General features: G+C 38.8%; 4 protein-coding genes and 2 pseudogenes. All 6 read right to left on the bottom strand.

Going from position 1 to position 7,812, the window contains the following annotated elements; genetic code table 11:
- Positions 1-369: 369 nt before the first annotated feature.
- Complete coding sequence (oppF, locus tag BHE89_RS05390) at positions 370-1,377, bottom strand: murein tripeptide/oligopeptide ABC transporter ATP binding protein OppF (RefSeq protein ID WP_128860328.1); 1,008 nt, start codon at positions 1,375-1,377, stop codon at positions 370-372.
- Positions 1,374-2,360 (bottom strand): ABC transporter ATP-binding protein, encoded by a 987-nt coding sequence (oppD, locus tag BHE89_RS05385; protein WP_069368991.1) that lies wholly within the window; start codon positions 2,358-2,360, stop codon positions 1,374-1,376. Before oppD ends, oppF begins: the two co-directional genes overlap by 4 nt.
- A 10-nt stretch (positions 2,361-2,370) precedes the next feature.
- Positions 2,371-3,279, bottom strand: coding sequence for an oligopeptide ABC transporter permease OppC (gene oppC, locus BHE89_RS05380; protein ID WP_069368990.1), 909 nt, complete (start codon positions 3,277-3,279; stop codon positions 2,371-2,373).
- Positions 3,280-3,297: 18 nt separating this feature from the next.
- Positions 3,298-4,217, bottom strand: a pseudogene (gene oppB / locus BHE89_RS05375) (oligopeptide ABC transporter permease OppB).
- 78 nt (positions 4,218-4,295) lie between these two features.
- Positions 4,296-5,934: pseudogene (gene oppA, locus BHE89_RS05370) on the bottom strand (oligopeptide ABC transporter substrate-binding protein OppA).
- Positions 5,935-6,203: 269 nt separating this feature from the next.
- The gene (locus BHE89_RS05365; RefSeq protein WP_286145917.1) at positions 6,204-7,715 is read right to left on the bottom strand and encodes an ABC transporter substrate-binding protein; all 1,512 of its coding nucleotides are present in this window, start codon (positions 7,713-7,715) and stop codon (positions 6,204-6,206) included.
- Positions 7,716-7,812: the final 97 nt, after the last annotated feature.

Here is a 7,812-nt window from a genome sequence, read left to right as displayed (position 1 = left end):
TATTGATAAAAATCAATCTTTATGTTTATTAATTTTTTATTACAATTAAAAAAACTTAAATTTCATTTAAGTTACATCTAACACATTAAAAAACTGTATTCTTTTTCAATATGTAGGGGGTCCCTAAAAAGAGCAAATATCGTTGATATTAAAAATAAACACTCTAATAGGTTGATAATTAAAATATTAATAATAAAACAATGTGTTTAAATTTTCTTTGAATAAAAATACGATAAATATTAAAGCAAGACAATTTAATAAAATATCTTTTACCTATTAGACAACATAGAATTGACGACAATCTTTTAGGTAAAAAAAAAGTCTGAATAATTTCAGACTTTTTATTCATTAATAAATTTTCATTAAAATTTAAAGCGGATCCACTTTTAAGCAAGAGACCGCATGGCGGAAGCTCCCTTCTAATAAAGGTCGTGTTTTGGCACATTCTTCATCTGCCATCGGACAACGTGTACGGAATATACAACCTGATGGTGGATTAATCGGTGAAGGTAATTCTCCCTCTAATAAATCAATGTGCTTATTACGCTCTTTATCGGGATCAGGAATAGGTACTGCTGACATCAACGCTTTAGTATAAGGATGAAGTGGATGATGATAAACTTCATCATAGGTTCCTAACTCCACTGCATGCCCTAAATACATCACCAAGACACGATCTGAAATATGTTTTACCACTGCCAGGTCATGCGCAATAAAGATCAAAGATAATCCCATCTCTTTTTGAATATCTTTCAGCAAGTTAACCACTTGAGCCTGAATTGATACGTCTAATGCTGAAACAGGTTCATCACAAATTACTAATTTTGGTTCTAAAATTAACGCACGCGCAATACCAATACGCTGACATTGTCCACCTGAAAATTCATGAGGATAACGGTTGATTAAATTTGGCAATAATCCGACTCGCATCATCATTGCTTTGACTTTTTCAACCACCTGCGCCTGTTTCATTTTAGGGTGATAGGTTTTAAGCGGTTCAGCAATAATATCGCCAATCGTCATTCTTGGGTTTAAGGAGGCCAGCGGATCTTGGAAAATCATTTGGATATCTTGGCGAATATCGCGCCATTGCTTATTACCCATTCCCAGTAAATCATTGCCTAACCAAGTGACTGTACCGCCAGAGGCTTTGACTAATCCAATAATGGCTCGCGCAAATGTCGATTTACCACAACCCGATTCACCAACCACCCCTAATGTTTCACCTTCATATAAACGTAATGTGACACCATCAACGGCTTTAAGGCTTTTTTTAGGTTGCCAGAACCACTGTTTATTATCTTGAACATCAAAGTAAACTTTTAAATCATTTACTTCTAAAATAACTTTTCTCTCTTGTAATGTGGCTTGAGTCATACCAATTCCTCCACCGCTTTAAAACAGGCACGTAATCGCCCTTGTGCAAATTGCGCTAATTGAGGTTCACTCGTTAAGCATTGCTCTGTTGCATACTGGCAACGTGGTTGGAATGGGCAGCCTTTTGGTAAACGCAATAAATTAGGCGGATTTCCTGGAATGGTGGCGAGTCGTTCATCTTCACCATCTAAGCGAGGAACAGCCTGTAACAATCCAATAGAGTATGGATGTGAGGGTTGATAGAAGATATCACGCGCTTTACCGTACTCCATGGTACGACCTGCGTACATCACCAAGACTTTATCACAGATACCCGCAACAACCCCCAAGTCATGGGTGATCATAATAATCGCGGTGTTTAAGTCACTCTTAAGCTCATTGAGTAAGGTCATGATCTGAGCTTGAACCGTCACATCAAGTGCCGTTGTCGGTTCATCAGCAATTAAAAGTTTTGGCTTACAGAGCAATGCCATAGCAATCATTACGCGTTGACGCATGCCTCCTGAAAACTCATGAGGATACATACTCATACGTTTATGGGCTTCTGGCATTTTTACCGCATCTAACATACGTACTGATTCTGCATAAGCATCGTTTTTACTCATGCCTTTATGTAACATTAATACTTCAATAAGCTGCGCACCGACTTTCATATACGGGTTTAATGAGGTCATTGGATCTTGAAATATCATGGATATTTCTTCAGCACGCATTTTATTTAATTCACTTTGGCGCAGATTTAAGATCTCGCGACCATTAAAGTTTGCACTACCCGCTGTGCGACCATTTTTCGCTAATAAGCCCATTAATGCGAATGCGGTTTGGGATTTACCTGAACCCGATTCACCGACGATCCCTAGGGTTTCACCAGCGGCTAATTCAAAGTTGAGTTTATTAACGGCAGTAACATCACCATCTGGTGTACCAAAAGTCACACAGAGATCTTTAACACTTAATAACGACTTGCTTGTTGAATTTGTCATTTTGTTCTCCTTAACGATCTTTCGGGTCTAATGCGTCACGTAAGCCGTCACCGATAAAGTTAAAGCAAAACAGTGTGACAACTAAGAACGAAGCCGGGAAAAGTAACAACCAAGGAGAAACTTCCATTGAATTTGCACCATCGCTTAATAGTGCTCCCCAACTACTTAATGGCTCTTGTGTTCCTAACCCTAAGAAGCTTAAGAAGGATTCAAATAAAATCATACTAGGGACTAATAAAGAGGCATAAACCACCACCACACCCAGTACGTTAGGGACGATATGTCTTAACACGATATTGCGTGATGACACCCCACAAACTAACGCAGCTTCAATAAATTCCTTGCGTTTTAGGCTTAAGGTTTGTCCTCTTACTATACGAGCCATATCGAGCCAAGATACCATTCCGATCGCAACAAAGATCAGTAAGATATTTTGACCAAAGAAGGTCACTAATAAGATAACAAAGAACATAAATGGGAATGAGTTTAAGATTTCCAGTAAACGCATCATCACAGAGTCAACACGTCCACCAATATAACCTGCCATTGCGCCATACAGCGTACCAACAATTACGGCAACAAAGGCTGCTGCAATACCCACCATTAATGAAATACGTCCACCAATCGCAACACGGACTAATAAGTCACGACCTGATGAGTCCGTGCCAAAATAGTGAGAAGAGGCAAAATCAGGTGCCATTGACATCATTTCCCAATCAGTATCGTCATAAACAAAAGGCGATAACATAGGGGCAAAAATAACAAATAATATAATGAAGAAAAGCAATACAAGGCTCGTGATGGCCGCTTTATTGTGCATAAAACGACGACGAGCATCTTGCCATAAACTACGACCTTCAATATCTAGCTGCTCCGAGAAATTCCCCAGAGCTTCGCTGTTTTCTTTCAGTGATAACATAACGTGCTCCAGTGTCTATTAATAACGAATTTTCGGATCAATAACGGCATATAAAATATCGACAATCGCATTAAAGAAAATCGTTAATGCACCTACGATAATGGTTAAACTTAATACCAATGAGTAATCTCGGTTTAAAGCACCATTCACGAATAATTGTCCGATACCCGGTAATCCAAAGATAGTTTCAATCACCATAGAGCCCGTAATAATACCGACGAATGCAGGCCCCATATAAGAGATAACAGGTAGCAACGCAGGTTTTAAAGCATGACGCAGTACAATTCTTTTCATCGGCAAGCCTTTCGCTTTTGCCGTTCTGATAAAGTTTGAGTGTAAAACTTCAATCATTGAACTACGGGTAATACGCGAGATACTGGCAATATAAGAAAGCGATAACGCAATCATAGGTAGCAACATATATTGCACTGCTCCCCCATTCCAGCCCCCCGCCGGCAACCACCTTAGCGAGATAGCGAAAATAAGAACCAGTAATGGTGCGACAACGAAACTCGGTATTACAACCCCCGTCATGGCAAAAGTCATGAGGTATAATCCCATTTGGTGTTTTGATTCAGTGCGGCTATCACGCCTGCCCCCACACCTAAAATGACAGCGAAAATAAATGCCGACAACCCTAATTTAGCCGAAACAGGGAATGCTTTACCGACTAAGGTGTTTACACTGTAGTCTTTATATTTAAAAGAAGGCCCCAAATCCCCTTTCGACAATTGAATTAAATAATCGAAGTATTGCTTATAAATGGGATCATTTAAGTGATATTTCGCTTCAATATTTGCCATAACTTCCGGTGGAAGTTTCTTTCCCCCGTAAAAGGGCTACCGGGTGCCAAACGCATCATAAAAAAACGAAATCGTTATTAGAATAAATAGAGTCGGTATCGCTTCTAAAAAGCGACGAAATATAAATTTGAGCATTGCCCGTTCCTATAACACAAACCTATTCAGGCGTGACGATAAAAAGACCTTGTCTTAAGCAGACAAGGTCTCGCCCGATTACTTAGCAATAATGTACAAGTCTTTAGTATGTAAATTATCTAATGGATCTTTACCTGAATAACCACCCACATAAGGTTTAACTAAACGGGTGTTTACATAGTAGTAAAGCGGAACAATCGCCGAATCTTTATCTAATACGCCTTCAGCTTTTTGATAAATGGCGGCACGTTCGTCATCAGATTTCACACGTAAAGATTCTTTGATCAATGCGTCAAATTCTGTGTTTTTATAGTGAACCGTGTTGTTACTGCTGTAAGACAGCATCATGTTTAGGAATGAAGAAGGTTCGTTATAATCTGCACACCAGCCCGCACGTGCAACATCATAAGTTCCTTGGTGACGTGTATCTAAGAACGTTTTCCACTCTTGGTTTTCAAGAGACACCTCTGCACCTAAATTTTTCTTCCAAATTGAAGAAGCGGCAATTGCCACTTTTTTTATGAAGATCAGAAGTATTGTACAGAAGTTTAAATTTCAGTGGGTTTGCTTTGTTGTAGCCCGCCTCTTCTAACAATTGACGTGCTTTTTCATTACGTTGCTCTTGAGTCCAAGTCGCAAACCACTCTGGTTTGCTCTCTTTAATTCCATCTGTGAATGGTGGGGTAAAGCCATAGGCTGGGATATCACCTTGGTTTTTCACTTTATAAGTGATGATATCTCTGTCCATTGATAGTTTCAGCGCTTCACGAACACGAGGATCGTTAAATGGGGCTTTTTCATTATTAATTTCATAATAATATGTACATAAGTATGGGCTTATACGCAATTCATCTGGGATCTCTTTTTTCAGTTTTTGGAAAAGTTCGATCGGTAAATTGCTATATGTCATGTCGATTTCACCCGCACGATAGCGGTTTACGTCAGTCACTTCTGATGAAATAGGTAAAAATGTGACTTTATCTATAACAGTACTTTTATTATCCCAATATGTCGGGCTACGCTCTAAAACAATACGTTCGTTGACTGTCCAATCTTTTAAATTATAAGCGCCGTTGCCGACGAAATTAGCGGGTTGTGTCCATTTTTCACCAAATTTTTCAATCACTTTTTGATTAACTGGCGACATGGAGGAGTGAGCTAATAGTTTTGGTAAATAAGGCACCGCTTCAGATAAAGTAATTTCTAATGTGTTGTTATCTAATGCCTTAACACCTAAGTCTGTGGCTTTTTTCTTACCTGCGATAATATCGTCGATATTCACGATATGTGCATATTGCAGATAGCTTTCATAAGGAGATGCCGTATTAGGATCGGCTAAACGTTGCCAGCTATAAACAAAATCTTGTGCTGTAACGGGGTCACCATTTGACCATTTAGCACCTTCACGAATTTTAAATGTCCAAACAGTAAAATCTTTATTTTCCCAGCTAGTTGCAGAGCCTGGTAGAATTTCGCCATCTGGTCCAACAATCGTAACGCCTTCGAAGAGATCACGTGCTAATGCAGATTCAGGTACGCCTTCGATTTTATGAGGATCAAGCGATTGTGGCTCAGAGCCATTATTACGTACAAGGACTTGTTTTTCAGCTAATTTCACCCCATCAGGAACAACTGCGGCGTTAGCCGTTAGCGCTGACAATCCAAAGATTGCACTTATTGCAATCGCCAACGCACTCTTTTTAGTTAAATGACTCATCTTATAAAGTACTCCCAGTTAGTGAGTTGGTTGTTAGACAACCATTCTGTGATGTTCGGTTGTGTTTTAGAACGGTTTACACAACTTATTGTTTTTACAAAAAATAAATAAATCTTGCTTATTTGCTATCTGTGCTTAATTGCCAGATAGCATTATAATTTTTTATGCCGCTATCTTTTTCATGTAGCTTTTTATTGTTTCGCTACTTTTTAAATGACGTCGAAGATTCAAATCGTACATAACTATAGAAAATCGATAATTTACCAGTTTTAGTTATCTACCTTTATAAAATAGCGCTTTAAGTCCGTATAATCAAAGGGGTCTTTGCCTGTAAATCCACCTATTTTTGGACTAACCAATCTAACACTGACACGGTAATAGACAGGCACTATCGCAGAATCCTTGTCTAGCAGGGCTTCAGCACGTTGATAGAGCTGATGGCGAGCCTCTTTATCAACGGCAATTGAGGCATTATTTAATGCATCATCGTAATCATTATTTTCATAAAAGACGGTATTAAGGCTACTTGTGGAAAGAAACGAGTTTAAAAATGAGGTTGGTTCATTATAATCCGCGCACCATGTCGCCCTCGCGACTTGGTAATTTCCTTGATTACGGTTTTCTAATGCCGTTTTCCACTCTTGGTTTTGCAACGTCACATTTGCACCAATACTTTTTTTCCACATTGATGCTGCCGCTATTGCCTGCTGTTTGTTTTGATCTGAAGTATTGTAGAGCAAAGTAAAAGTCAGTGGATTATGTGCATCAAATCCTGCTTCTTTTAATAATTCACGCGCCCTTTCATTACGTTGTTGTTGTGTCCAATACGACCATTTGGGTGGTTTAAAATTGCCATTACCAATAAAAGAAGGAGTAAATGAATAAGCGGGTATTTGCCCTTGTCCCATTATTTTCTCAGCAATCACTTGTCTATCAAGAGTCAGTTTCACTGCTTCACGAACACGGGGATCATCAAAAGGCGCTTTTTTATTATTTAATTCATAATAGAAAGTACATAAATACGGTGTGACATGTAAATTCTCTGGCTGCTCTTGCTTCATCTTTCTATAAAGAACAGGAGGAATAGCGCTATTAGTGATATCTATTTCACCACTACGATAGCGATTTATATCACTGGTTTCTGAGCTAATTGGTAAAAATGTGGCTTGTTCAATAATGGTGTTTTTATTATCCCAATAAAGTGGATTACGTTTTAAAGTGATCTTTTCATTTACAACCCAATCTTCAATAACATAAGCACCATTACCAACAAAGTTTTCTGGGCGAGTCCAATTTACACCATATTTTTCAACAATCTCTTTTTTAACTGGTTTTAATGGAGTATGGCTGACCATATCAACTAAGTAAGGAATTGGCTTGGTTAAACGGACTTGCAAAGTATGAGGATCTATCGCTTTCACACCTAATGTTTCAGGGGATTTTTTGCCACTAAGAATATCTGCAACATTTTCAACATAAGCATATTCGAGATAACTGGCATAAGGTGAACCTGTTTTAGGATCTACCACTCGGCGCCAGCTATAAACAAAGTCTTCAGCGGTAACGGGTGAGCCATCACTCCACTTTGCATCTTCTCGCAAATAAAATGTCCACACCTTGTTATCATCCGTTTCCCAACGTTGTGCAACACCAGGCATACTTTCACCATTCGGTCCAACATAGGTCAATCCCTCTAATAAATTTAAAATAATATTCGTTTCTGGTGCACCTTCTACTTTGTGCGGATCGAGGGATGAAACTTCAGTGCCGTTATTAATCACAATATTCTGTTGTTTCGCCAGAATAGTGCCCTCAGGAAGAGTGACGGCATGAGAAAAAAAAGGAGGTTAAGACAAGTGACATGATACTGAGTGGAAA

It is taken from the genome of Shigella sp. FC1967, from assembly GCF_001743005.1.
Taxonomy (GTDB): Bacteria; Pseudomonadota; Gammaproteobacteria; order Enterobacterales; family Enterobacteriaceae; genus Proteus.
The sequence above is the reverse complement of the archived record's forward strand: the minus strand, read 5'-3'. Positions and strand labels throughout refer to the sequence as shown.